Source organism: Fictibacillus sp. KU28468 (assembly GCF_026153615.1).
GTDB classification, from domain to species: domain Bacteria; phylum Bacillota; class Bacilli; order Bacillales; family Fictibacillaceae; genus Fictibacillus_C; species Fictibacillus_C marinisediminis.
This window is the reverse complement of the sequence record NZ_CP110666.1, coordinates 1,797,559-1,820,530: the sequence shown is the minus strand read 5'-3', so window position 1 is coordinate 1,820,530 and position 22,972 is coordinate 1,797,559. Positions and strand designations below refer to the sequence as shown.

At 42.6% G+C, this 22,972-nt stretch carries 26 protein-coding genes; 4 read left to right on the top strand and 22 right to left on the bottom strand.

Annotation, left to right across the window (positions count from 1 at the left end):
• Positions 1-20 precede the first annotated feature (20 nt).
• The 6 genes from OKX00_RS09355 to OKX00_RS09330 all read right to left on the bottom strand — a co-directional run bounded on the left by OKX00_RS09355 (position 21) and on the right by OKX00_RS09330 (position 3,616).
• A complete protein-coding gene (locus OKX00_RS09355; protein ID WP_053357860.1) occupies positions 21-413 on the bottom strand; it encodes a hypothetical protein in 393 nt (130 codons plus the stop codon).
• A gap of 127 nt (positions 414-540) precedes the next feature.
• Complete coding sequence (locus tag OKX00_RS09350) at positions 541-753, bottom strand: DUF1540 domain-containing protein (protein ID WP_265410206.1); 213 nt, start codon at positions 751-753, stop codon at positions 541-543.
• A 64-nt stretch (positions 754-817) separates the two neighbouring features.
• Entirely contained in the window at positions 818-1,231 is a 414-nt protein-coding gene (locus OKX00_RS09345) for a Fur family transcriptional regulator (protein WP_265410205.1), read from the bottom strand.
• A gap of 12 nt (positions 1,232-1,243) precedes the next feature.
• Positions 1,244-2,098: a metal ABC transporter permease gene (locus OKX00_RS09340; protein ID WP_265410204.1), complete on the bottom strand. Its 855-nt coding sequence runs from the start codon at positions 2,096-2,098 to the stop codon at positions 1,244-1,246.
• A gap of 15 nt (positions 2,099-2,113) precedes the next feature.
• Complete coding sequence (locus tag OKX00_RS09335) at positions 2,114-2,881, bottom strand: metal ABC transporter ATP-binding protein (RefSeq protein ID WP_265410203.1); 768 nt, start codon at positions 2,879-2,881, stop codon at positions 2,114-2,116.
• An 84-nt stretch (positions 2,882-2,965) separates the two neighbouring features.
• Complete coding sequence (locus OKX00_RS09330; RefSeq protein WP_265410202.1) at positions 2,966-3,616, bottom strand: HAD family hydrolase; 651 nt, start codon at positions 3,614-3,616, stop codon at positions 2,966-2,968.
• Between the two features lie 158 nt (positions 3,617-3,774).
• On the opposite strand from OKX00_RS09330, the gene OKX00_RS09325 reads away from it, so the two are divergent.
• Together OKX00_RS09325 and OKX00_RS09320 are read left to right on the top strand one after the other, a co-directional pair.
• Positions 3,775-5,058 carry an NCS2 family permease gene (locus OKX00_RS09325; RefSeq protein WP_265410201.1) on the top strand — a complete coding sequence of 428 codons (1,284 nt, stop codon included), beginning with the start codon at positions 3,775-3,777 and terminating at the stop codon, positions 5,056-5,058.
• Positions 5,059-5,144: 86 nt separating this feature from the next.
• Positions 5,145-5,405, top strand: a complete 261-nt coding sequence (locus OKX00_RS09320) for a DUF2624 family protein (RefSeq protein WP_265410200.1) — start codon at positions 5,145-5,147, stop codon at positions 5,403-5,405.
• Positions 5,406-5,432: 27 nt separating this feature from the next.
• Here OKX00_RS09320 and OKX00_RS09315 read toward each other — a convergent pair whose 3' ends face one another.
• Positions 5,433-6,326, bottom strand: a complete 894-nt coding sequence (locus OKX00_RS09315) for a deoxyribonuclease IV (protein WP_091004618.1) — start codon at positions 6,324-6,326, stop codon at positions 5,433-5,435.
• A gap of 28 nt (positions 6,327-6,354) precedes the next feature.
• On the bottom strand, positions 6,355-7,641 hold the full coding sequence (locus OKX00_RS09310; RefSeq protein ID WP_265410199.1) for a DEAD/DEAH box helicase: 1,287 nt from the start codon (positions 7,639-7,641) through the stop codon (positions 6,355-6,357).
• A gap of 170 nt (positions 7,642-7,811) precedes the next feature.
• Between OKX00_RS09310 and vrrA the strand changes: the two genes are divergently transcribed.
• Together vrrA and OKX00_RS09300 are read left to right on the top strand one after the other, a co-directional pair.
• Positions 7,812-8,393 (top strand): VrrA/YqfQ family protein, encoded by a 582-nt coding sequence (vrrA, locus tag OKX00_RS09305; RefSeq protein WP_062234914.1) that lies wholly within the window; start codon positions 7,812-7,814, stop codon positions 8,391-8,393.
• Between the two features lie 112 nt (positions 8,394-8,505).
• A complete protein-coding gene (locus OKX00_RS09300) occupies positions 8,506-9,450 on the top strand; it encodes a 4-hydroxy-3-methylbut-2-enyl diphosphate reductase (RefSeq protein ID WP_062234911.1) in 945 nt (314 codons plus the stop codon).
• Between the two features lie 226 nt (positions 9,451-9,676).
• Here OKX00_RS09300 and OKX00_RS09295 read toward each other — a convergent pair whose 3' ends face one another.
• The 14 genes from OKX00_RS09295 to OKX00_RS09230 form a co-directional block, all read right to left on the bottom strand.
• Entirely contained in the window at positions 9,677-10,798 is a 1,122-nt protein-coding gene (locus OKX00_RS09295) for a Nif3-like dinuclear metal center hexameric protein (protein WP_265410198.1), read from the bottom strand.
• Positions 10,795-11,502, bottom strand: coding sequence for a tRNA (adenine(22)-N(1))-methyltransferase (locus tag OKX00_RS09290; RefSeq protein ID WP_265410197.1), 708 nt, complete (start codon positions 11,500-11,502; stop codon positions 10,795-10,797). The genes OKX00_RS09295 and OKX00_RS09290 overlap by 4 nt, the downstream gene beginning before the upstream one ends.
• Positions 11,503-11,617: 115 nt before the next feature.
• The gene (gene cccA, locus OKX00_RS09285) at positions 11,618-11,962 is read right to left on the bottom strand and encodes a cytochrome c550 (protein ID WP_053357846.1); all 345 of its coding nucleotides are present in this window, start codon (positions 11,960-11,962) and stop codon (positions 11,618-11,620) included.
• 229 nt (positions 11,963-12,191) lie between these two features.
• Complete coding sequence (locus tag OKX00_RS09280) at positions 12,192-13,817, bottom strand: AMP-binding protein (protein ID WP_265410196.1); 1,626 nt, start codon at positions 13,815-13,817, stop codon at positions 12,192-12,194.
• 21 nt (positions 13,818-13,838) lie between these two features.
• Positions 13,839-14,978, bottom strand: coding sequence for an acyl-CoA dehydrogenase (locus OKX00_RS09275; protein ID WP_062234899.1), 1,140 nt, complete (start codon positions 14,976-14,978; stop codon positions 13,839-13,841).
• 296 nt (positions 14,979-15,274) lie between these two features.
• The gene (rpoD, locus tag OKX00_RS09270) at positions 15,275-16,399 is read right to left on the bottom strand and encodes an RNA polymerase sigma factor RpoD (RefSeq protein ID WP_053357843.1); all 1,125 of its coding nucleotides are present in this window, start codon (positions 16,397-16,399) and stop codon (positions 15,275-15,277) included.
• Positions 16,400-16,435: 36 nt separating this feature from the next.
• Positions 16,436-18,247 (bottom strand): DNA primase, encoded by a 1,812-nt coding sequence (dnaG, locus tag OKX00_RS09265; protein ID WP_265410195.1) that lies wholly within the window; start codon positions 18,245-18,247, stop codon positions 16,436-16,438.
• Positions 18,248-18,313: 66 nt separating this feature from the next.
• Entirely contained in the window at positions 18,314-18,784 is a 471-nt protein-coding gene (locus OKX00_RS09260) for a YaiI/YqxD family protein (protein WP_082683435.1), read from the bottom strand.
• Positions 18,785-19,055: 271 nt separating this feature from the next.
• On the bottom strand, positions 19,056-19,880 hold the full coding sequence (locus OKX00_RS09255) for a pyruvate, water dikinase regulatory protein (protein ID WP_175501848.1): 825 nt from the start codon (positions 19,878-19,880) through the stop codon (positions 19,056-19,058).
• Between the two features lie 22 nt (positions 19,881-19,902).
• A complete protein-coding gene (locus tag OKX00_RS09250) occupies positions 19,903-20,553 on the bottom strand; it encodes a transcriptional regulator CcpN (RefSeq protein ID WP_082316198.1) in 651 nt (216 codons plus the stop codon).
• Positions 20,554-20,645: 92 nt separating this feature from the next.
• On the bottom strand, positions 20,646-21,389 hold the full coding sequence (gene recO / locus OKX00_RS09245) for a DNA repair protein RecO (RefSeq protein ID WP_265410194.1): 744 nt from the start codon (positions 21,387-21,389) through the stop codon (positions 20,646-20,648).
• Positions 21,390-21,425: 36 nt separating this feature from the next.
• Entirely contained in the window at positions 21,426-21,569 is a 144-nt protein-coding gene (locus OKX00_RS09240) for a YqzL family protein (protein WP_248253169.1), read from the bottom strand.
• A 93-nt stretch (positions 21,570-21,662) separates the two neighbouring features.
• The gene (era, locus tag OKX00_RS09235; protein WP_053357839.1) at positions 21,663-22,571 is read right to left on the bottom strand and encodes a GTPase Era; all 909 of its coding nucleotides are present in this window, start codon (positions 22,569-22,571) and stop codon (positions 21,663-21,665) included.
• Positions 22,564-22,962: a cytidine deaminase gene (locus tag OKX00_RS09230; RefSeq protein WP_248253171.1), complete on the bottom strand. Its 399-nt coding sequence runs from the start codon at positions 22,960-22,962 to the stop codon at positions 22,564-22,566. The genes era and OKX00_RS09230 overlap by 8 nt, the downstream gene beginning before the upstream one ends.
• Positions 22,963-22,972 lie beyond the last annotated feature (10 nt).

Here is a 22,972-nt window from a genome sequence, read left to right as displayed (position 1 = left end):
GGCTTTTTTTGCTCCTGTATTTAAAAGAAGGGGGCAAATAATAAACTGATGACAATGGAAGCAATCCCAATTCCGATCGCCCAGTAACCTGAAGTGGTTGCTCCCCGCCTAGCTGCAATAAAACCGCCGATAATACCGGCAGCCCCGAAAAGGACAGGAAGAATGAACAATGACAGAACAGACAGGATAACGGAAAACATTCCGATTACCCTTCCTGCCTGGCCGCGGTCATCTCTTTCTTCATGTCTTTCTCTTTCTACATGCTCACGTTCGTCTCGGGGACGATCATACTCAGGAAGAGCTGCTCCGCTCGTGATCGGGACAACATCAGCAGCCATTTCCTCTCTGTAATCCGAATCCCGGTTAACAGGTTCTCTTCTGTATTCCGATTCAAATTCTTTATCTTCTGCCATACCGAATCCCTCACTTTCTTTGGTGGAGCGTTTTTAGTATGGCTTTAAACAAGGTAAATATAGTTGTTAATTTAATGAAAAGCTGAAGCGGCAAATAAAAAAGGAGCGGTAAACGCTCCTTTTTTTATCATTGTTTTCGCTTGAATGTATGGCAGCAGGTTTCAGCCGGTTTATCGGCGTTGTCTTTGTGATTGGCATCTCCGCCCAGATCACCGCTTGCTTCCATATCGTATCTATTGTTGGCATGCTTATCGATTTCAACAAGGATGGCATCGGCTACACAATTGTTGCCTTCTCCCCAATATGTGCAGTTGGCTACATTACATTTTACTGTTGGCAAAATGACTCTCCTCCTTTACGGCTAGGATGCCACATTTAGAGGAAAGTCATACCTCAATCCTCGATCAGTTTACACATACCTGGCAGATACCATAAATTTCGAATTTATGTCCGGTAACGGTAAAGTCCGACAAATCTGTGGTTACATTTTCCATCGGACAGGCATTGATTTCCTTTGTCTTTCCGCACTTCAAACAGATCAAATGATGATGATGTTCCTGTGTAGGACAAGTGAACCGGAATTTTTTCTCCCCTTCCAGTTCAGTCTCTTCTAATATATCCAGGTCTGAGAAGGTAGAAAGATTGCGGTAAATGGTATCAAAACTCAATCCAGGATAATTCTCTTTCAGTGAATCTTGAACATCTCTGGCGCTTAGATACCTTTTTTCATCGGAAAACAATTGAAGGATGTCTTTCCGTTTATCGGTATATTTATAGCCCTTCTTTTTCAATAAATGAATGGCGGTTAAAACGTCCATACTGCACCTCCACTATTGGTTAATCGCTATTTTTCTTCTGGAACGCAGCTTTTTCCACAAAAGCGACAGCAATAAAATGATGACCGAGATCATTACGATAGTGCCGCCAGGGGCAAAGTCCAGATAATAAGACAGAATGAGGCCAAGAATGACCGCTGTTTCGCCAAAGATGACAGACAAAACAAATGTCTGCTTAAACCCGTTCGCAAGCCGGATACTGGCTGCAACCGGCAATGTCATCAAAGAAGAAACAAGCAAAATGCCTACAATTTTCATGGAAGAAGCAATGACAAGAGCCACCATGACAATGAATAGAAACTGTATCCACTTTCCTTTAATCCCAGAAACAGCAGCCTGCTCCTCATCAAAGGAGAGCACAAATAATTCTTTATATAAAAACAGTACAAAGGCAAACACAAGCAAAAGAATAAAAAAGATTGTCCATACATCGGATTCTTTAACAGCCAGTACGCTTCCGAATAAATAATTGAATAAGTCCGTATTAAAACCATTCGCAAGTGAGATAAAAATAACACTCAGTCCGATTCCGGCTGACATGATAATTGGTATGGCAAGTTCTTCATAATGCTTATATACTTTGCGCAGCTGTTCGATCCCCACTGCGCCCCCGACCGAGAAGACCATCCCCATATATAGAGGATTCAGCCCGCTGAAAAATGCGACGTTACGTCCCAGCATCAGGTTTGCTGCAATTCCTGCCAGTGTAATATGCGACAGTGCATCTGCAATTAAAGATTGTCTTCTAACAACAATAAATACACCAAGTACAGGGGCCAATAGACCAATCATAATTCCTGTAAGAAATGCATTCTGCAAAAAATCATATTGAAAAAACGGGAATGACATCCACTCTTCCTCCGGTTAATGTTGATGTTCTATTACATGGACATGGTGCCCATACATTTGTGAAAAGCCTTCTTTAGAGGTTTTCTCAAACTCAGCTGTATTTCCATGAAAGTGCAGCTGTTTATTCAAACAGGCCACATGGGTGACATAGTCAGACATGACACCTACATCATGTGTAACAAGGAGCAGTGTCAGATCTTTCTCGCGGTTCAGGTTTTTCAGCATCTGATAGAAGCTGGAAACCGATGCAGAATCGACACCGACAGTCGGTTCATCCAGGATAAGCAGATTCGGGTCGCTGACAAGCGCTCTCGCGATGAACACCCTTTGCTGCTGGCCGCCCGAAAGTTCACCAATATTTCGGTTCATGTAAGGTATCATGCCTACGGTTTCAATCGCCTCAATGATTTTCTGCTTATGTTTCTTGGTCAAAAACCGGAACAGGCCAACCTTGCCGAACAGCCCCATCGATACCACCTCATAGACAGTCGCTGGAAAAGCTGTATTAAAACTATTGGCTTTTTGGGACACGTACCCTATCTCATCCCAGTTTCTAAATTGGCTCAAGTGCTCTCCGAACAAAAAAACTTTGCCGGATTGCGGTTTTAACAGCCCTAAAATACATTTGATCAAGGTGGATTTGCCAGAGCCGTTCGGACCGACAAGTCCCATAAACGATCCTTCAGGAATCTCAAATGTAATATGTTCAAGAACGTTTCGGTCTCCATAATGGAAGGAAAGATCCTCTATCTTAACGGCTGGTTTAACAGCTTGCTGTGACATACGCGCCTCCATCTAATAGTAACGGTTACGATTTAAATTCCAGTAAAGTATACAAGAAACCTCTCATTTTGTAAAATAGCGAGCTTATCCTCTCAGCTTTCTCAGCAAGTACTCCTTCAACCTCCCATGATCTTTGAGAATTTCATCTGCCCTGGACTGCTTTTCTTCAGGAAGTGTGGTCAGCAGCGCAAGAACATAGGCACCGGAATCATCAGCGGCCTGAATACCAAGCGGTGCGTTTTCAACGACAATCCATTCTTCAGCTGAATACGAAAACTGCTTAAACACTCTTTCATAAGGCTCTGGTGAAGGCTTACCTTTTTCAACATCATCGCCTGTAATTACAGCATCAAATGAGACCCGGAGCTTTTCAAGTACTTCCTGTACAAACTCTTTTCTGCTCCCTGTCGCAAGAGCGATCGGTATCCCTGCTTCCTTTAAAGCCAGGATGGCATCAACGGTTTCGTCATAGAAGGCATAGGTAGAATTTTGTATAAAATGCGACCGTTTATTATGATAGATTTCTTCTTGTTCAGTATCAGATAATTTGAGCAGATGGCGGTTATTGACATGAAGAATGGTCTGCATCCCCGGCATTCCTTCCAGCTCGTAAAAGTAATCTTCACTAATGATGTGGCCCTGCTCACCAAAGGCATAGTTCCACGCCTTTGCATGGTCTTTCATCGTATCAACCAATACACCGTCCATATCAAAACATACTGCTTTATATGTCATTTCTATCATCCCTTGCTCTGTTTAATGCTACTTCCCCTCCACTTTGAAACCTTTAAAAAGAAGGAGTAGTCAAGAAGGAGGCATTGCGTTATAATTTTTAATTGGCAGCTCTTGGCTGCTGGGTGGGAGAGGGATAAGTAAATAAAGAAGGGAAACACTTGAACGTATCAAAATTTTTTCAGTTAGAGAAACACAGCAGTTCCATAAAACAGGAAGTACTTGCTGGTGTTACATCATTTTTCACCATTGCTTATATTATTATCGTCAATCCTTTAATACTGGCTGATGCAGGAATGCCTTATTACGGCGTACTTCTTGCCACTATCCTGACCTCTGTAGCCGGATGCTTTTTTATGGGATTCTATGCGAACGCTCCGATCATTTTAACGCCGGGTATGGGCGTAAACGCCTTTTTTACCTATACCATCATACAAGGTATGGGGCTTTCATGGAGAGAAGCGCTTGCTGCTGTTATCATCTCAGGTATTCTATTTTTGGCTGTTGCCTCAACCCGGCTTAAGGATGTACTGGCAGAAAGTATTCCAGCTTCTTTAAAGCATAGTATAACGGTTGGCATTGGATTATTTCTAGCATTTATCGGCCTGCAAAAAGGCGGAATTATTGAAGCCAGTTCTACTACTTTTGTGAAGCTTGGACATTTAGGGCATCCGACCACTTTGCTCACCATCATAGGGCTGGTCGTAACCTTGTTTCTTTTTTCAAGAAATGTGAAAGGCAGCTTCTTGATTGGAATTGCGCTTACTTGCCTGATCGGTTATCTAACCGGCTGGGCGAATGGCACGGAGGATACTCATAATAAACTTGAATTGGCGCCCTTTATGGAGCTCTTTTTCGGAGCAGATTTCAAAGGAATCTTCAGCCTTCCATTCTGGATTGCTACGTTTTCACTTACGATGATTGTTACATTTGAAAACATGGGGCTCCTTCACGGCCTTCTGCCAGATCGCGGAAAATTCCCAAAAGCCTTTCAGGCAAATGCTGTTGCATCTCTCATTTCAGGCGTACTTGGTACAAGCCCTACCATTTCTACAGTAGAGAGTGCTGCCGGGATTTCCGAAGGAGGCAGAACGGGTTTGACGAGTGTCGTTACAGGGATCTTGTTCCTTGCCTCGATTGCTGTCACTCCATTCCTCAGCATGATACCAGATGGAGCAATCGCGCCTGTACTGATTATTATTGGCGGTCTTATGGTCCAAAATATACAGCATATCCCGCTTTCTGATTTTACAGAAGGATTTCCTGCGTTTTTGATCATCGCGCTCATCCCCTTAACATACAGCATTGTTGACGGGCTGGCCTTCGGTTTCATCGCTTATCCCGTTTTGAAAATGGCAGTGGGACAGCGCAAGCAGATCCCTGCACCACTGTATGTAATCGCCTTATTATTTCTGATAAATTTCATGTTTCATTCTGTGATATAAATTACTAAAAAGCCGCTCTAAGCGGCTTTTTTCTGTTCACTTTTTTTCCGCTCCTTCATAGGATAGGGTGAATAGGAGGGGATAAAATGAATCCTTTTATGGTCCACATGCTCAACTCGAAATTAAATCAGCTTACTGCCCAGGAACTCGTTCAATTGGCAGGACAGTATCAGTTTCCGGTTTCCATGCAGGAAGCCAATAAAGTGATCGGGATTTTAAGAAGATACAACATTAACATAACAAATGCTGCCCAGCGTGCAGAAATCATTGAAGCGATTGCCGCAGAAGTGAGCCGCGAGAAAGCAAATTACATCCAATACTTAATCAACAATTATTTAAACAGATAAAAAAGAGGCGTTTTTCCGCCTCTTTTTTTATACAGTTAGGAGCTGTTCCTGCAAAGTCGGAACAAACTCTTTATTCTTCAGCATTTCGATCTCCAGTTGATATGGAGGTTTTTTATTGTTCTTATCTGTTCCAACATAAGGTGTCTCTAATATTTTAGGGACATCGCCAAGCTGCGGATGGTGGACGATATAGTTTAATGCATCAAAACCGATCTTTCCGAATCCGATGTTCTCGTGGCGGTCCTTTCGGGCTCCGCGCTCATTCTTGCTGTCATTGATATGAAGAACCTTCAGACGATCAAGGCCGATCAATTTGTCAAATGTGTTCAGCACTCCATCAAAATCATTGATGATATCGTATCCAGAGTCATGCGTATGACAAGTATCAAAGCAGATGGAAAGCTTATCGTTAAGGTGAACCCCATCAATAATAGAAGCCAATTCTTCAAACGTACAGCCGCATTCCGAACCCTTTCCTGCCATAGTCTCCAGTGCAATCTGAACATTTTGTTCAGGTGTCAGCACCTCATTCAAACCTTCAATAATTTTCTTGATCCCATCTTCTGTTCCCGCACCAACATGGGCTCCGGGATGAAGAACGATTTGCTTTCCGCCAATGGCAGCTGTACGTTCGATCTCAGAAGTAAGAAAGTCAACGCCCAGCTGGAAAGTTTCCGGTTTGACTGAGTTTCCGATGTTAATGATGTATGGTGCGTGCACGACCAATTCTGTCATGCCATTTTCTTGCATATGCTTGATACCCGCTTCAATGTTCAGATCTTCAATCTTTTTTCTGCGGGTATTCTGAGGCGCACCAGTATAAACCATGAAAGTATTGGCTCCATAGGAAGCTGCTTCTTCACTTGCCCCAAGAAGCATTTTCTTTCCGCTCATTGATACGTGTGATCCTAGTTTCAGCATACCTGATCTCCTTCTCTAACCTTGATGATTATCTTTTATTGCGATTTTGCCTTTTTTCCATTCTGCGTTTTTCTTCTGCCATCTTCTTTTTATAGCCTGGCTTCACTTTTTTAGGTTTCTGTACACTTGCACCTGTGCTTCCTTTTTGGACAGTGGCCTTTCTTATTCGAAGGGGCACCTCTTTCCATTCCCCGTTCTTCAGCTCTTCTTGAACAAACAGAATTTTTCGATTCTGCAGTTTTTGAATAGCGAGCTGATCAGAAGGTTCAATGATGGTTGCCGCGATGCCTGACATTCCAGCACGGCCTGTCCGGCCTGTACGATGGATATAATAATCCAAATCGGCCGGGAGCTCGAAGTTAATGATATGACTTACCCCTTTAATATCAATGCCCCTCGCTGCCAGGTCAGTCGCTACAACATATTGAAACTCTGCTTTTTGCACTCGTTTCATGATATTCTTCCGTTCACGCGGAGGAACATCGCCGTGCAGCCGCTCGGCATTCATGCCTTCTGCGAGCATGGCATCCGCTACTTCATCTGCTGTTTTCTTCGTGTTGACGAAGACTAAACAAAGGTAAGGATTATACGCTTTTGCAACTTCGATCAAAGTCTTTATCTTGTCCTTATGCTTTAGCGGAATCAAAACATGTTTGATTTCTTTCGCTGTCGTCTGTTCAGGGCTCACATGAACATGGCGCGGATTATTCATATATTTTTTAAGCAGCGGCTGCAGCTTTTCCGGGATTGTCGCGGAAAACACAAGCATTTGAATTTTTGTTGCCATACGTGCTGCCACCTGGTCGACGTCTTCAATGAATCCCATATCGAGCATTTGATCAGCTTCATCAACAACGAGCGTCGTTGCCGAAAAGATATTGATTCCTTCATTGTTCACCAAGTCTTTAATGCGCCCTGGTGTACCGATGATCAAATGCGGGGCATTCTTCAGACGGTCAGCCATTCTTTTTCGGTCGGTTCCACCAACGACCGTCTTCGCCCGGATGAAATCATCTTCAGGAAAGTATTCCGACAGCTTTTCATACTCCTCAAAGATCTGCTGTGCGAGTTCACGGGTAGGCGCCGTGATGATTGCTTGAATTTCATTTTTTTCGGTATTGATCTTATTCAGTACCGGCAAAAGGAAAGCTAAAGTTTTACCTGAACCGGTCTGTGACTGTCCGATAATGTCATAACCGTTCAGAATTCCCGGAACAACTCGCTCCTGAATATCTGTCGGTTTTTTGAATCCTTGCTCGATCATTGCGTTTAATAAAAACGGTTTTATATTTAAACGGTCAAACGCTGTTTTCATTTTTTATCACCTGACTTTTTTCCATTTGTATTGTCTACTTTTAGTATTATAGATGAAGTCTTGAAAATTAGCTATGAAGATCTGCCGTTTTGCCAAGACATCCGCACACCTTTGAGCCAGACTTTCATATCTTTAAGTGAAGGGTATTTTTCTGAAGGGAGGGTCAAACAATGCATCCATATCCCCCTATAGGTCCTCAGCGCGGACGATCGGCGGGTATACCGCCTGGACAGCGATTCACTCCTCCAGCGGGCATGCGGTCTCTAGCCGGTCTAGGCGGTGCGGCCAGATCGCCGTTGAACGTTCTGACCATGGTGGAAAACGTTCAAAAAATGCTGCAGGTTGCTGAAACAATGGGTCCCATGGTAAAACAGTACGGGCCAATGGTAAAAAATCTACCGGACATGATGAAGTCCTTAAAAGAATTTAGAGATAACACAAACAAAACGATAAAAGAAAAAAAAGAAGCCAGAGACGAAAGAACAAAAGCAAAAAAAGAAGCAGCTCCTCAAAGCAAACCTAAAAAGAAAGAGAAACCCAAAACTGAAGCTAAGCCTGTAAAAGTTGCAGTAGACAGCGAGATGCTGGAAGAAAGCAGCTTTCCTTATGATATACCGGCAGGCACTCCAGAAGACGCTAAAATTATTATCGGTCCTGCAGCCAGAAAAGTAAAAAATGTTGGAAAGCCGCCGAAATCATCGAGTAAAAGACCGGTCACACGCCTGCAGCCTCCACCAAAGCTGTTCATTTAGCTCAAAGTCCGCTTCATTGTTTTCTTATACGCTCTCCTTTATAATGGGAAGAGGTGTTCAGACCATTTCATCTGAACAGCCGATCTTTTTAGTTTATAAGGGAGAGATGAAAATGAAGGTTGTTAGAATATCTCCTCGAGGTTATTGCTATGGCGTAGTTGATGCCATGGTATTAGCAAGACAGGCGGCTAAAGATCCATCATTGCCCCGGCCTATCTATATTTTGGGCATGATTGTTCATAATAAACATGTTACCGATGCTTTTGAAGAAGAGGGAATTATTACGCTGGACGGGAAGAGCCGTTTGGACATCATCCGCAACATTGAGTCGGGCACTGTTATTTACACAGCTCATGGAGTATCTCCAGAAGTGAGACGCATCGCTCATGAAAAAGGGCTGATCGAAATTGATGCAACGTGTCCAGATGTTACCAAAACACATGACTTAATCCGGGAAAAAGAAAAAGAAGGATATGTAGTCATTTATATTGGCAAAAAGGGCCATCCTGAGCCGGAAGGTGCGATTGGCATCGCTCCCCATGCGGTTCATTTGATTGAAAACACACAGGACATTGCCAACCTGACGATTGAGAACGCCAAGATTCTTATTACGAATCAGACGACGATGAGCCAGTGGGATGTAGCTGAGATCATTAAACAGCTGCTGATAAAATACCCTAACGCCGAGGTTCATAAAGAAATCTGTTTGGCTACACAGGTCCGACAAGAAGCTGTTGCAGAGCAGGCAAAAGAATGTGATCTTGTTCTTGTTGTAGGCGATCCGAAAAGCAACAATTCGAACCGTCTGGCACAAGTTTCACAGGAAATTGCAGGAACACCAGCTTACCGTATTGCCGATGTCACTGAAATTGAACTGGATTGGCTTAAAGATGTGAACATCGTCGGCATCACATCCGGCGCCTCCACCCCTACCCCCATCACGAAGGAAGTTATCTCTTTTTTAGAGCAATATGACGATAAAGATCCTTCGACTTGGGAAAAAGAAAGAAAAGTAAGCTTAAGCAAGATCTTGCCAAAAGTAAAAACGAAGCAATAATAAAAAGGCTGACATAACCAAGTGGTTTGTCAGCCTTTTATTTTTAATAATTGGCTTTGTTAAAGCATATTGTTGTATTTCTATCCTATTGAACATCGCATACTCTGATTAAAAGAGACCCTCAAGTCTTTTTTTTCAATATTAAGGGGTGATAGCCGGCTTATCAGCGTTTCAGAGGGCGGTTCAATCACACCCCACCCAAAAAGAACAACATTGACTATGGAGCTTAATAGAAAAGAAATGGATCGGTATGAACTGCAGAAGAAATGACTTCGGTAGCGTAGCCCTTTTTTTTCAATTCTACTGATAAAAAATTAGAGAGTCCTGTTTTCATGATTTTCTCCACATTATGTCCGGGATCGATTATGGACAAGCCTGCTGCCTGGGCATCATGGGCATTATGATAATACATATCCCCTGTTACGAGCACATCTGCCCCCTTCATGATGGCAGCAGATATGAACTTGTTTCCATCACCGCCTACCACAGCAACCTTTCTGACTGGCCTCGAGTGCCCTTTCACCGCACGCAAGGCTGGTACATCCAATGTTTGTTTGACGTGCTGGATAAAATCTTCGAACGGCATTTCTTCCGCAAGACGGCCAATCTTTCCAATCCCGAGGGTTTCTCCTTCGTTTTTCAGTTCATACAGATCATAAGCCACCTCTTCATAGGGATGAGCTTTCTTCATGGAGGATATGACTTGTTTCACCAGGTCTTCAGAAATCACCGTTTCTATTTTGATTTCATTTACCCTTTCAACCTTTCCTTTCGTGCCGATAAAAGGATTTGTCCCCTCAAGAGGCTTGAAGGTACCTTCACCTGACGTATTAAACGTACAATGGCTATATTGACCGATATGACCTGCTCCTGCCGCGGCCATGGCTTCTCTGACAGTATCCGCCTGTTCTTCCGGCACATATACCGCAAGTTTGACAAGGGATATCTCTTTGGTGCCTTTAAGAACTTCTGTCTGTTCGAGGTGCAAGGCCTCAGCCAGCCAGTCGTTCACTCCGCCCTTCGCTACATCCAGATTCGTGTGTGCTGCGTATACTGCTATGTCATTTTTAATGAGCTTTTCAACCATTCTTCCCTGCGGCATGGAGAGATCAATTTTTTTCAGCGGTCGGTAGATCATCGGGTGATGGGCGATGATCAATTCCGCTCCTTTTTCAATCGCTTCATCCACTACTTCTTCCAATACATCCAGGGCAATCATGACTTTTTTTACAGGCTTGTTCAAATTTCCGACCTGCAATCCGATCGGGTCTCCTTCTTCCGCAAGATGTTTTGGTGCCAAGGCATGCAGCTCACCAATGACCGAGTGCCCGTTTGCGTATTTATTCACGATTCCAGCTCCTTCTTTACGGATTCTATTCTTTTCATCAATTGCCGTTTTCGCTCCATCGAATCAGGAGATTGGCTTGATTCCATTTGCTGAAGGATTTTGGTCCACTGCTCAAGCTCGCCTCTCCATTTTTCAATGAATGCCTCATTCTTTTGCTTCATCAAAAAAGGGCCCAGCAATAGTTCAAGCGTTTCATTCTCAGTATATGGCTGGTTCCCTTCTTGGCGATCTGCCACCAGTACTTCATAAATCTTGCCGTCTTCTTTTAAAATTTCCTCCTGAGTTAAGGTCCATCCTTCATTTTTAAGCCAAATTCTGACCGAGTCTGCACCTACATTCGGCTGCAATATTAGTCTTTTAACACCTTTCAGCTTGGATTTCCCTTTTTCTAAAATACTGGCAATCAGTTGACCGCCCATTCCGCAAATGGTGATTACATCCGTTTCGTTGGGAGAGATCACTTCAAGACCGTCTCCTTTGCGGACTGATATTTTAGTCTGGAGGTTCGCTGATTGTACTTCTTTTAATGCTGATTGATAGGGGCCCTCATTTACTTCACCCGCAATCGCATATACAACTTGGTGTTCAAGTACTAAATAGCATGGAAGGTAGGCATGATCCGAACCAATATCAGCTATCACTGCCTCCCGGTGCACATAATTTGCTACTGTTTTAAGTCTTAAGGAAAGGTTATCTCGTTTCATTTTTATCCACCTGTTTTTATTATCGTACTACTTATTATTATCATGTCACAGGAAAAAAGTAAAAAAGCCGACTCAATCATAACGCCATAAGGCTGTTGATTGAAGTCAGCTTCTTTTATTTTTTCTCTGAAAGCCATTTTGCAATGATTTGTTGCTCTTCGCCTTTTACGACACCAGCGGGCATTCCGCCAGGTTTACCATTTTTAAGAATATTAGTGATTTGCTCTTTTGAATATTTGGCTCCGACTTTTTGAAGGTTAGGACCAACCGCGCCTTCCAGGTTTTGGCCATGGCAGGAAGAACAGTTTTGTTTAAAAATTGCTGCAGGATCAAGTGCAGCCTGTTCTTTTTCCTTTTTCGCTTGTTCCTGATTATGTATTCCCCAAAATGACATGCCGATAATGAGAATAATGCCAATTACTCCTGTAAAGATAAAAGGAATAAGCGGATTACGTTTCATCATTTTTCCTCCTTCATCTGTTATACATTTGATGTACATTTTGCCTGCTTATGTAAGTGCTAACAATCCATATCCTATTTTACTTGAAAAAAGAGTCGAAGGAAAGAGAAAGTTAAACTTTTACTAGTTTTGTAAAAAGCCTTCAAACTTGGAATTAAACATAGTGTATGGATTTCATATTAAATGATCACCTGATGCAGCAAAGAAAAAACGCCCGCGTTGCGGACGATCAGGTCACTATACCTTGTTCTGCTTCAATTTGCTTTTTAGCCTCCTCACGCAATTTATACTTTTGAATTTTACCAGATGCCGTCATTGGATATTCGTCTACAAAAATCATGTATTCAGGAATTTTGAACTTGGATATCTTTCCTTGGCAATAGGCAGCCAGTTCTTCTTTCCCAATGCTATGCCCCACTTTTAGCTGGATGCAGGCAGCCACTTTTTCTCCAAATGTTTCGTCCGGAACTCCGATCACCTGAACATCGAGAATTGAAGGATGCGAATATAAAAATTCTTCGACTTCTCGCGGGTAAATGTTTTCACCGCCGCGGATGATCATATCCTTCAAACGGCCGGTGATGGCCACGTAGCCCTCATCGTCCATCACAGCCAGATCACCGGTATGGAGCCAGCCCTCCTGATCAATCGCATCTCTGGTCGCATCAGGCATCTTATAATATCCTTTCATCACATGGTAGCCTCTTGTACAGAGTTCCCCCTGTTCTCCAAAAGGTACCGTCTTGCCTGTTGCAGGATCGATAACTTTGATTTCAACACCCGGGTGCTTTTTCCCAACCGTCTCCACCCTCTTTTCAATAGGATCATCAGGTGTCGTTTGAGTAAAGACCGGCGAGGTTTCTGTCTGTCCATAAGCAATTGTGATTTCTGACATTCCCATTTTACTGATGACATTCTTCATGACTTCAATTGGACAAGTAGATCCTGCCATCACTCCTGTCCGAAGCGAACTTAAATCGTACTGCTGGAAATTTTCATAATTCAGTTCTGCAATGAACATTGTAGGTACGCCGTGAAGCGCCGTGCATTTTTCCTTTTCGACGGTCTCCAGGACTTCCTTTGCACTGAATTGAACGATGGGTACCATAGCTGCTCCAGCGGAAACTGCTGTTAACGTTCCGATCACACACCCAAAACAGTGAAAGAACGGTACCGGAATACATAGACGGTCCTGTTCAGTTAACCTCATGGCTGCCGCCAAACGATGAGCGTTTCCAAGAATATTACTATGCGTCAGCATGACCCCTTTTGGAAAACCAGTCGTGCCTGACGTGTACTGCATGTTAATGACATCTGAAGGCTCCAGGCATTTTTCTCTCTCTAGGAGCTCCTCATCGGAAATGTTTTCTCCTGAACGAAGCATCTCTTCCCAGTTTGACATCCCTTCTGGCTGGCCATTGCCTATATAAATGAATTGATCCAGCAGAGGGAATTGTTCGTTTTTGGATTGAACAGCCTGAGCCATTTGTACATAGGACGTGTTTTTGAAGCCCTCTATGAGAAATAAGGCTTTTGAATCTGACTGTTTTAGGAGGTATTCCAGTTCAGTCTGCTGGTAGCTGGTATTTACCGTTACTAATACCGCCCCCGCTCTTGCTGAGCCGAATTGCAGCAATATCCATTCCGGCACATTGGTTGCCCAGACTGCAATATGATCTCCCTTTTTAATACCGAGTGACATTAATCCTTTAGCTACTTTCGCAGTTAAATCGTAAAATTCTTTATAGGAATACCGGATTCCTAATTTGCTGTATACAACAGCTTCACGAGAGCCGAATTTCTTCACTTGCTCTTCAAGATATTTTCCAATAGTTACGGATTGCAGCTCTGTCATAATTCACCCCATTCTTTAGAATTAACAGCCGATTTCTCTGGATATTACCATTCTTTGAATCTCAGACGTTCCTTCACCAATTTCAGTCAGCTTAGCATCACGGAAATAGCGCTCTACATGATAGTCTCTCATGTACCCGTAACCACCGTGAATCTGAACCGCTTCCGAACAGATCTGCATGCAAGCCTCTGAAGCGTAAAGCTTCGCCATTGCTGCTTCTTTGGAAAACCTTTTCCCTTGGTCTTTTAACCAGGCGGCTTTGTATACCATGTTCCTCGCCAGTTCAATCTTCATTGCCATGTCAGCAAGTTTGAATTGAATCGCCTGAAATTTAGAAAGAGCGGTCCCAAACTGCTTTCTCTCTTTAGAATAAGCAAGAGCCTTGTCATAGGCAGCCTGTGCAATGCCTACTGCCATCGCACCTATACCAATACGTCCGCCGTCAAGCGTGATCAGAAATTGCTTAAAACCATCTCCACGCTGTCCGAGCAAATTCTCCTCTGGAACTTTTACTTGGTCAAGGATTAATTCAGTAGTGTTTGAAGAATGAAGCCCCAGTTTCTCATAGTTATCGATCACTTTAAAACCTTCAGAGTCAGTTGGAACAATAATGGCACTTATCTCTTTCTTGCCGTCATTTTTCCCTGTAATTGCTGTCAGTGCGAGATGCTTGGCATAGCTTGCATTTGTAATGTAGCACTTGCTTCCGCTGATCACCCATTGATTGCCTTGTTTCACAGCGGTTGTTTGTGTTCCCCCAGCATCTGAGCCAGCGTTCGGTTCAGTCAGACCAAAAGCACCCATCGATTCTCCTGTACAGATTGGCACAAGATATTTTTGCTTCTGCTCTTCTGTTCCAAACAAATAGAGGGGAGCTCCGCCAAGAGAAACATGTGCCGAATACGTGATACCGGCAGAACCGCATGCTCGGCTTAGTTCTTCTACTGCGATCGCAAAAGAAATGGTATCTGCCCCTCCGCCGCCATATTCTTCAGGGAAAGGCAAGCCCATGATTCCCAGCTTCCCTAGCTTCTGAAAAATTTCAACAGGGAACTTTTTTTCTTTGTCTCTCTGTTCTGCGCCAGGCGCAACTTCTTCATCAGCAAATTCCCTCATCATTTTTTGTATCATTGCTTGCTCATCTGTCAATGCGTAATTCATGGATGACCCCACCTTTTGTATAATTTCACCATTGTGTGTAATCGCTTTCAAGTTTATTATAGATATAAAGGCAGAATTTTTACAACATTAACATTATTATTTTTACGTTTATTTTTCCTTCTTTTGGAAGTCTTTTTTTATCCGGGTGATTTGCATTCAGCTAAATTTATCAGTAAAATGGATAATAATAACTGGTAAAAATGTTATTATGTTCTATTTTCCTGCGTTCGTTCAATAAATCATTAAGCAAAATAAAAAAGCCTGCCGGCAAGGGCAGACTTTATCACTTATCTATTTTATTCCAAGAAATCCTTCAATCTCTTGCTTCTGCTTGGATGGCGGAGTTTTCGAAGTGCTTTAGCTTCGATTTGGCGGATCCGTTCACGGGTTACTCCGAAGACTTTCCCAACTTCTTCCAGAGTACGTGTACGGCCGTCATCAAGACCGAATCTTAAACGCAAAACATTCTCTTCTCTGTCGGTGAGGGTATCGAGTACATCTTCGAGCTGCTCTTTTAACAGCTCATAAGCTGCAGCTTCAGAAGGAGCTAGTGCGTCCTGGTCTTCAATGAAGTCACCAAGGTGGGAATCGTCTTCTTCACCAATCGGTGTTTCAAGAGAAACAGGTTCCTGGGCGATCTTCAGGATTTCGCGTACTTTGTCCGGAGTGAGATCCATTTCCGCACCAATTTCTTCAGGCGTCGGTTCGCGGCCCAAGTCTTGCAGAAGCTGCCTCTGGACGCGGATCAATTTATTTATTGTCTCTACCATATGAACAGGAATACGGATGGTTCTTGCCTGGTCAGCGATAGCTCGTGTTATAGCCTGTCTGATCCACCATGTGGCATACGTACTGAACTTATAGCCTTTACGGTAATCAAACTTCTCAACCGCTTTAATAAGTCCCATGTTGCCTTCCTGAATAAGATCAAGGAAGAGCATCCCGCGGCCTACGTAACGCTTGGCAATACTTACAACCAGCCTAAGGTTCGCTTCAGCAAGGCGGCGTTTTGCTTCTTCGTCACCTTCTTCGATTCGTTTAGCAAGGGAAATTTCTTCTTCTGCAGAAAGAAGATCCACGCGGCCGATCTCTTTTAAGTACATTCGGACAGGGTCATTAATTTTCACCCCTGGAGGAACGCTGAGATCGTTGAGGTCAAACTCTTCTTCTTCCTTGCCTGCTTCAAATTTAGGCTCTTCTTCATCAGAATCAGATTCATCGGTTACTTCTACACCCTGTTCTTCAAGGAAATTGTAGAACTCATCCATTTGCTCTGAATCCTGATCAAAAGGCGCTAGTTTGTTGGTAATGACCGTATAGGTCAGCGCACCATTCTTTTTCCCTGCTTCAATTAGTTGCTCTTTTACTTGATCGATGGTTAATTCGCCCTCCGTCTCGCGACGGTTTGGTTTCTCAGCCATTCGATCCCCTCCTTCCACACTTCAACAAAAAAATAATCAGCCTTTTAATTCTTTTTTCATTTGAAGTATCTCCATTGCTATTTGGGCCGCCCTGGCAAAATCCTGCCCGCGTTCCGCTTCCTTTTTGTGCTTTTCTTTACCCTGTATCACCAGCCATTTAGGATAGTTGGTGATCTGTCTTATATAATCACTCATTTCCTTATCGGAAAGATGTTCATTGACAGTCAGCATCGCCAGCTCGGAAGCAATCTTTTTTAACCTGTCATCTTCAATGCGCTGCAGGAACAAACCAACATTGGGCAAATTTCCTTCTTCATAGAAGGCATATAAATAAGCTGCAACCGCATTGTGTTCTTCAATGTTAAATGATGCTCCCAGTAACTCCTGAACCCTGATGGCAACGTCTGTGTTTTTCAGCATATGCGCAAGTAGAATCCGTTCAGCATTATGATAGGCAGGCAAAAGCGGTTTGTTATAGTAAGTATTATTCCTAGGATTATTATTCCTGTTTGTGTCAACATTATCCTTTTTTCGCTTTTGCTGCTTAGCTGTAAAAAACTGCTGCTGCTTTAGAGCTTCCAGAGAGAGGTTAAATTCATCAGCAAGCTGCCTTAAATAATGGTCTTTTTCAACCGCATTAGGCAATTGGCTGATTTCCTTTATTATCTCTTCGATATAGAGCATTCGTTCTCCTTCATCGTTGAGATTTTTACCTCTTCTGTAATATTGAATTTTAAAAGCCATTACGGTTAAACTTGCCCCTATTACATCCCTGTTAAACTTCTCGGCTCCATATTTTTGGATATAGTCATCGGGATCAAGACCGTCTGGCATTTTCGCAATTTTCACATTGCATCCTGCTTTTAATAAAATCGATGAAGCTCTAAAGGAGGCTTCAACACCTGCATGATCCGAATCATAACAGATAACGACAGAAGGTACATTTCGTTTCAGCAGTTTTGCCTGATCTTCTGTCAAAGAAGTTCCAAGTGTAGCCACCCCATTTTCAATGCCTGCTCTCCAGGCAGCAATCGTATCAACATACCCTTCAAATAGAACAGCCTGCTGTTTTTTCCTCATTTCCGGACGGGATAAATGCAAGGCATACAAGTTCTTGCCTTTATTAAACAGCAAGGTCTCAGGGCTGTTTAAATATTTGGGTTCCCCGCTGTCCAAAATTCTGCCCCCAAAGCCGATGACTTTACCGTTTTTATCCCAGATTGGAAACATGATCCGGTTTCTGAACCGGTCAAAGAATTTACCGTCAAAGTCCCGTTTGCCAAGCAAACCGGCTTTTTCAGAGAGCTCCAGCGAGAAGTTTCTTCTGCTGAGGAAGTTGGTGGCCGCATCCCAGGAATCAGGTGCAAACCCGATTTGAAACCGGGAGATGACTTCATCCGAAAACCCTCTGCCCTTTAAATAGTCGAGAGCTTTCAAACCTTGCTCAGTATTGAGCAGATAATGATGAAATAGTTTCGCCAAAAGTTCATGAGCCTCGCCCATGACTGCCCGGTTATCTGAGGATTTGCTGTTTCCAGACTGCCGTTCCAGTTGAGGTAAATCTATTCCCGTTCGCTGTGCAATATGCTTCACTGACTCAAGAAATGAAAATCCTTCGATATTCATTAGAAAAGAGAAAGCATTACCGCCTGCTCCGCAACCGAAACAGTGGTAGATCTGCTTATCAGGCGAAACAGAAAAGGAAGGGGATTTCTCTCCGTGAAATGGGCATAAGCCAAAATAATTGCGCCCTTGTTTCTTCAAGGTTACATAGTCACTGACTAGTTCAACAATATCTTGAGATGTTCGTACTTTTTCTATCAGTTCGTCCGGAATTCGTTCTGCCATGTTTAAACACCGCTTTATTTACTTTCCTCTGTAAAAATCACACAGGTTATAGTTATTCGTTAAGAGTTATTGAAATCCTTCAATATTCGACAACATTTTTTTAAATTGTCCGGAGAAACGTTCAAGATCAGAATCCTGAAACTTCGCTGGTCCTTTTGTACGTTTGCCGGCTCTTCTTTCTTTCCCGGAAATATACCTTTCAAAAAGCATTTTTTCCATATTTTCCTCCCGGTATAAAAAACCGCGGGGATGGAACGTAATCACACCTTTTGGGACCAGGATACTGGCCAGGCCAAAATCCTGAGTAACCGCAATATCTCCTTTCATTGAATGATTCATTAAATACAGGTCTACTTCTTCACGGTTGGCATCGACCAGAATCCATTCTACACCAGGTGAAGGGGCTGTATAATGGGCATATGAAATGACAAAAAATGCCGATAAATTAAATTCCCGACAATGTTCGATAATAGAATTCCTAATCGGAACCGGGCATGCATCTCCATCTACCCATACTTTTGATTTTGAATTAGACATAAATTAAATTTCTACATCCTCCATAAGAATCCTTCTACAAAATAAACATGTCGAAGAAAACCTTTTTTTGTTTTACGTCTTGTTGAAGAATGCTGTTTCATAGAATCAGTCTGTCCTGTGCTCTGGAAAGAACATTCTTATCCTATTCTAGGTTCCATTGCTAACTTTTAATCACAATTTTATATTATAGCTAAAAATTTATAATAATGCCAGAAAAATAACTTCGGCAGAAAAAAGCGTACAAAATCAAACGATTTCGTACGCGATATGGTTATCGGTAGTTTTTGCCCGTATAAATGTTATAAATGAGATTTGCTGATTCCTCTACGGCTTTGTTTGAAACATCAATGACCCGACAGCCGATCCGGTCTATTGTTTTAGTGAAATAGTCAAGCTCTTGCCTGATGCGGTTGATATTGGCATAATTAGCCTCAGAATTTAACCCAAGAGCCATCAGTCTTTCTCTGCGGATATCGTTTAGTTTTTCAGGAGTGATGCTTAAACCGAAACACTTTTTAGCAGAGACTTTGAACAATTCCTCCGGTGGCTCGACTTCAGGAACAAGCGGAACATTGGCCACTTTCAGTCGTTTGTGAGCCAGATACTGCGACAAAGGGGTTTTAGACGTCCTTGACACTCCTACCAAAACGATATCGGCTTTTAAAATTCCCCTTGGATCTCTTCCATCATCATACTTAACAGCAAACTCGATGGCTTCAACTTTCCGGAAATAATCATCATCCAGCTGATGTACAATTCCTGGCTCATATCTCGGAACCTGCTGAAGAAGCTGCTGCATCTGGTTCATCATCGGACCGATAATATCTACTGCAACCACTCCCGAAACCAGTGCCTGCTGGAGGAGAAACTCCTTCATTTCTGGTATGACGAGTGTAAACGCGATTAGAGCCTGATGTTCTTTAGCTAATGCCACTACTTCTTTAATGGTTTCCTTATCTTCTACATATGGAACCCGCTTAAGCTCAATGGCAGTTGAATTAAATTGGCTGGCCGCTGCTTTTACAACAAGCTCCGCAGTTTCGCCAACAGAATCGGATACAACATAAATCATTGGGCGATTTATATGGTCAGTCATCATTACCTCCTGATTGCGAAGATCAAATAATCATTTCATCCCTGGCCAATTCAACAAAGGCCTTTGTAATATTCGTTTTCGTGATTCTTCCCACTACTTCATACCCTTCGTCATTGGGAGCTTTTTTTACGACCGGCAGCCCGTCAATCTGCTTTTGGATGAGAATATGGGCAACATCCAGTAAATGGTCTTCTTTAAAACAGTATGTGATATTCGGCATCCTGGTCATAATAATGTTGATAGGGACGGCATTTAATTCCTGTTTTCCCATACTGGCTCTCAATAAGTCTTTTCTTGAAACCACTCCAACAAGATGAGAGTTTTTATTCACAATAAACAAAGTTCCCACGTCTTCAAGGAACATGGTACAGATCGCTTCATATACGGTTGAAGATTCAGGAACCACAACGGGGATCGATGAAAATTCATGGACTTGTATCTTCTTGATTTTTTCAGTCAATAGCTGGGAGCCTGTTTTGCCTGTATAAAAATAGCCAACACGGGGTCTGGCATCCAAATAACCCGCCATCGTTAAAATGGCTAGGTCAGGCCTAAGCGTAGCTCTTGTCAAATGCAAACGGTCTGCAATATGTTCCCCCGTAATAGGTCCATGGTCTTTTACGATCTGCAATATTGTTTGTTGCCTTTTATTCAGTTCGATTGTTCGCACCACCTTAGCAAACTTGAAATGTGTTATACTCTTTATTAAACATTATATACTAATTAAGGGAGCAAACGAAGCTAAAAGGTATAAAAGCAACATTATTATTCAAATTTATTCAATTGATCCAAAAACTTTTTAGATTTGAAGAACATCCCTGAATACTCATCAATGTAGGTAGATAGAATAAACTGGATTTCGTTCTTTGTCTGTTTTTTTAACGATACATTTCCAAGCCGATTTAAATCAAAATGATAAAACAGGCGAAGGAGTCTTGCAGCTGGTCGAGTCAGCGGAATCCTGTTAGGGTCCAGGTGACAGCACCTGTCACAGAGAAAACCACCTTCCCGCACGGAAAAGGCAAATTCCCCTTCGGTTCTGCCGCAGTTGGCGCAGTGATTTACTTGGGGGCCAATGCCCGCTTGCTGCAGCATTTTCATCTCAAAAATAAACGTGATAACTTCTGGATCTGCACCATCATTTATAAGGTTGAAAGATTGCCAAACATGTTCAAATAAATAGGGCTGAGTTTTTTTCTCTTCTGTCACCTTATCAAGAAATTCAACCATATAAGCACAATAAGCTGTTTTAAACAAATCTTCCTTGATGCCTCTGAACGAGTCGATGATTTCACCTTGACTCAGAGAACCCAGCCCCCTGCTTTGCTGAAAAACAAAATGACCGTATGTAAAGAGCTGCGCAACAGAAGAGAGGCGACTTTTTGGTTTCTTCGCCCCTCTTGCCATAACTCCTATTTTTCCGTTTTCTCTCGTAAAAAGAGTAAGAATTACGTTTGTTTCACCGTAGTCCACTTTTCTGATAACAATTCCTTCAACCTTTTGCAGCATGATTACACCACCACCAGGTCATTTAATGAAGGCACCTTATTGGATGGGAGAGTCAATATGTGCTTGCTGATCTTCTTGCTGAGCCACACTTGTTGACATGTCGACCTCAAGTTCTTTAAACAACAAATAGGTATCGATACTGCCCGTTTCGCAAAATACCTTCCAGGTAAATTCTTTCATGGGAATGCTCCACCTTTCAAGTTGTTTTATAAAACTCTCTTGCCCTTAGGTTTGCCTAATATATCTTTTTGATGTGAAGGAAAATATGGAAGATCAATATTCGTCTTCGTTGAATCCGAATTCCTTTAGATTACTCAGCTTGTTTCTCCAATCATTCTGTACTTTCACGAAAAGCTCCAGAAAAACTTTAGATCCAAGCAAGTTTTCAATATCTGTACGGGCTCGTTTTCCGACCTCTTTCAGCATCGAACCTTGTTTTCCTATGATGATCCCTTTTTGAGATTTTCGTTCAACGATGATGGTGGCGTTTATAAATACCACGTCACGGTCCTCACGTCGCTGCATCTGTTCAATGACGACAGCAATGGAGTGAGGAATCTCCTCTCTCGTCAGGTGCAGTACTTTTTCACGAATCAGCTCACCGGCAATAAATCGTTCAGGATGATCTGTAATCTGGTCTTCAGGATAATATTGCGGACCCTCCTCCAAATATTCTGTAATCTGGTTCATGAGCGTATTCACGTTGTTGCCCTGTAGAGCAGAGATCGGGATCACTTCCTGTACATCAACCTTGCCTCTGTAAAAGTCGATCAGCGGAAGCAGCTGGTCAGGGTGGATCGTATCAATTTTATTGATCACAAGGAAGATCGGCTGTTTGATGTCCTGAAGTTTATCAATGATAAACTGATCTCCTCTGCCATACCCTTCTTCTGCATTGATGACAAAAAGAATCAAATCTACTTCCCTTAATGTCTGCTGAGCGATTTTTGTCATAAAATCACCTAAACGGTGCTTAGGCTTATGAATACCCGGAGTGTCTATAAAAATAACTTGTGCTTGATCCGTTGTATACACTCCCTGGATCTTATTCCTTGTTGTCTGCGGCTTGTCACTCATAATGGCGATCTTCTGGCCGATGATATGATTTAACAACGTTGATTTCCCAACGTTCGGCCGTCCGATTATAGAAACAAAGCCTGATTTGTAACCTGTTTTATTCATTCAAATCCCCCGGTGAAAACGCCCCTGGAAGCAATTCTTCCACAGTCGTTTCCATGATGTTTCCTTTTAAATTTGTTAAATAAACTTTCATGCCTGGCGGGCATAGTTCTGAAATGACTTGTCTGCAAGCTCCGCAGGGCGGAACGGGCCGATCTGTATCTGCTACTACGGCTATGGCAGCAAACTCTTTATCACCTTCAGAAACGGCTTTGAACAATGCTGTCCGTTCTGCACAGTTTGTTACACTATAAGCAGCATTTTCAATGTTGGAGCCTCGATAGACCTTGCCGTCTTTTGTTAAGAGTGCAGCACCCACTTTAAATTTCGAATAAGGCACATAAGCATAATCTCTCGCTGAAACCGCTTCCTCAATCAGTTTTTCTTTTTCCATCTCTTGTTCC

Excerpts from the sequence above, each read along its gene's own strand:
- vrrA (WP_062234914.1), top strand. The coding sequence starts at position 7,812 with ATGCATCCATATCCCCCTATAGGTCCTCAGCGCGGACGATCGGCGGGT.
- OKX00_RS09315 (WP_091004618.1), bottom strand. The coding sequence starts at position 6,326 with ATGCTGAAACTAGGATCACACGTATCAATGAGCGGAAAGAAAATGCTT.
- era (WP_053357839.1), bottom strand. The coding sequence starts at position 22,571 with ATGAATAAAACAGGTTACAAATCAGGCTTTGTTTCTATAATCGGACGG.
- OKX00_RS09335 (WP_265410203.1), bottom strand. The coding sequence starts at position 2,881 with ATGTCACAGCAAGCTGTTAAACCAGCCGTTAAGATAGAGGATCTTTCC.
- OKX00_RS09300 (WP_062234911.1), top strand. The coding sequence starts at position 8,506 with ATGAAGGTTGTTAGAATATCTCCTCGAGGTTATTGCTATGGCGTAGTT.
- dnaG (WP_265410195.1), bottom strand. The coding sequence starts at position 18,247 with ATGGCAGAACGAATTCCGGACGAACTGATAGAAAAAGTACGAACATCT.
- OKX00_RS09275 (WP_062234899.1), bottom strand. The coding sequence starts at position 14,978 with ATGAATTACGCATTGACAGATGAGCAAGCAATGATACAAAAAATGATG.
- recO (WP_265410194.1), bottom strand. The coding sequence starts at position 21,389 with ATGCTGCAAAAGGTTGAAGGAATTGTTATCAGAAAAGTGGACTACGGT.
- OKX00_RS09290 (WP_265410197.1), bottom strand. The coding sequence starts at position 11,502 with ATGAAACGAGATAACCTTTCCTTAAGACTTAAAACAGTAGCAAATTAT.
- OKX00_RS09310 (WP_265410199.1), bottom strand. The coding sequence starts at position 7,641 with ATGAAAACAGCGTTTGACCGTTTAAATATAAAACCGTTTTTATTAAAC.
- OKX00_RS09260 (WP_082683435.1), bottom strand. The coding sequence starts at position 18,784 with ATGTCTAATTCAAAATCAAAAGTATGGGTAGATGGAGATGCATGCCCG.
- OKX00_RS09355 (WP_053357860.1), bottom strand. The coding sequence starts at position 413 with ATGGCAGAAGATAAAGAATTTGAATCGGAATACAGAAGAGAACCTGTT.
- OKX00_RS09345 (WP_265410205.1), bottom strand. The coding sequence starts at position 1,231 with ATGGACGTTTTAACCGCCATTCATTTATTGAAAAAGAAGGGCTATAAA.
- cccA (WP_053357846.1), bottom strand. The coding sequence starts at position 11,962 with ATGAAACGTAATCCGCTTATTCCTTTTATCTTTACAGGAGTAATTGGC.
- OKX00_RS09340 (WP_265410204.1), bottom strand. The coding sequence starts at position 2,098 with ATGTCATTCCCGTTTTTTCAATATGATTTTTTGCAGAATGCATTTCTT.
- OKX00_RS09320 (WP_265410200.1), top strand. The coding sequence starts at position 5,145 with ATGAATCCTTTTATGGTCCACATGCTCAACTCGAAATTAAATCAGCTT.
- OKX00_RS09280 (WP_265410196.1), bottom strand. The coding sequence starts at position 13,817 with ATGACAGAGCTGCAATCCGTAACTATTGGAAAATATCTTGAAGAGCAA.
- OKX00_RS09255 (WP_175501848.1), bottom strand. The coding sequence starts at position 19,880 with ATGACTGACCATATAAATCGCCCAATGATTTATGTTGTATCCGATTCT.
- OKX00_RS09240 (WP_248253169.1), bottom strand. The coding sequence starts at position 21,569 with ATGAAAGAATTTACCTGGAAGGTATTTTGCGAAACGGGCAGTATCGAT.
- OKX00_RS09330 (WP_265410202.1), bottom strand. The coding sequence starts at position 3,616 with ATGACATATAAAGCAGTATGTTTTGATATGGACGGTGTATTGGTTGAT.
- rpoD (WP_053357843.1), bottom strand. The coding sequence starts at position 16,399 with ATGGCTGAGAAACCAAACCGTCGCGAGACGGAGGGCGAATTAACCATC.
- OKX00_RS09230 (WP_248253171.1), bottom strand. The coding sequence starts at position 22,962 with ATGGAAAAAGAAAAACTGATTGAGGAAGCGGTTTCAGCGAGAGATTAT.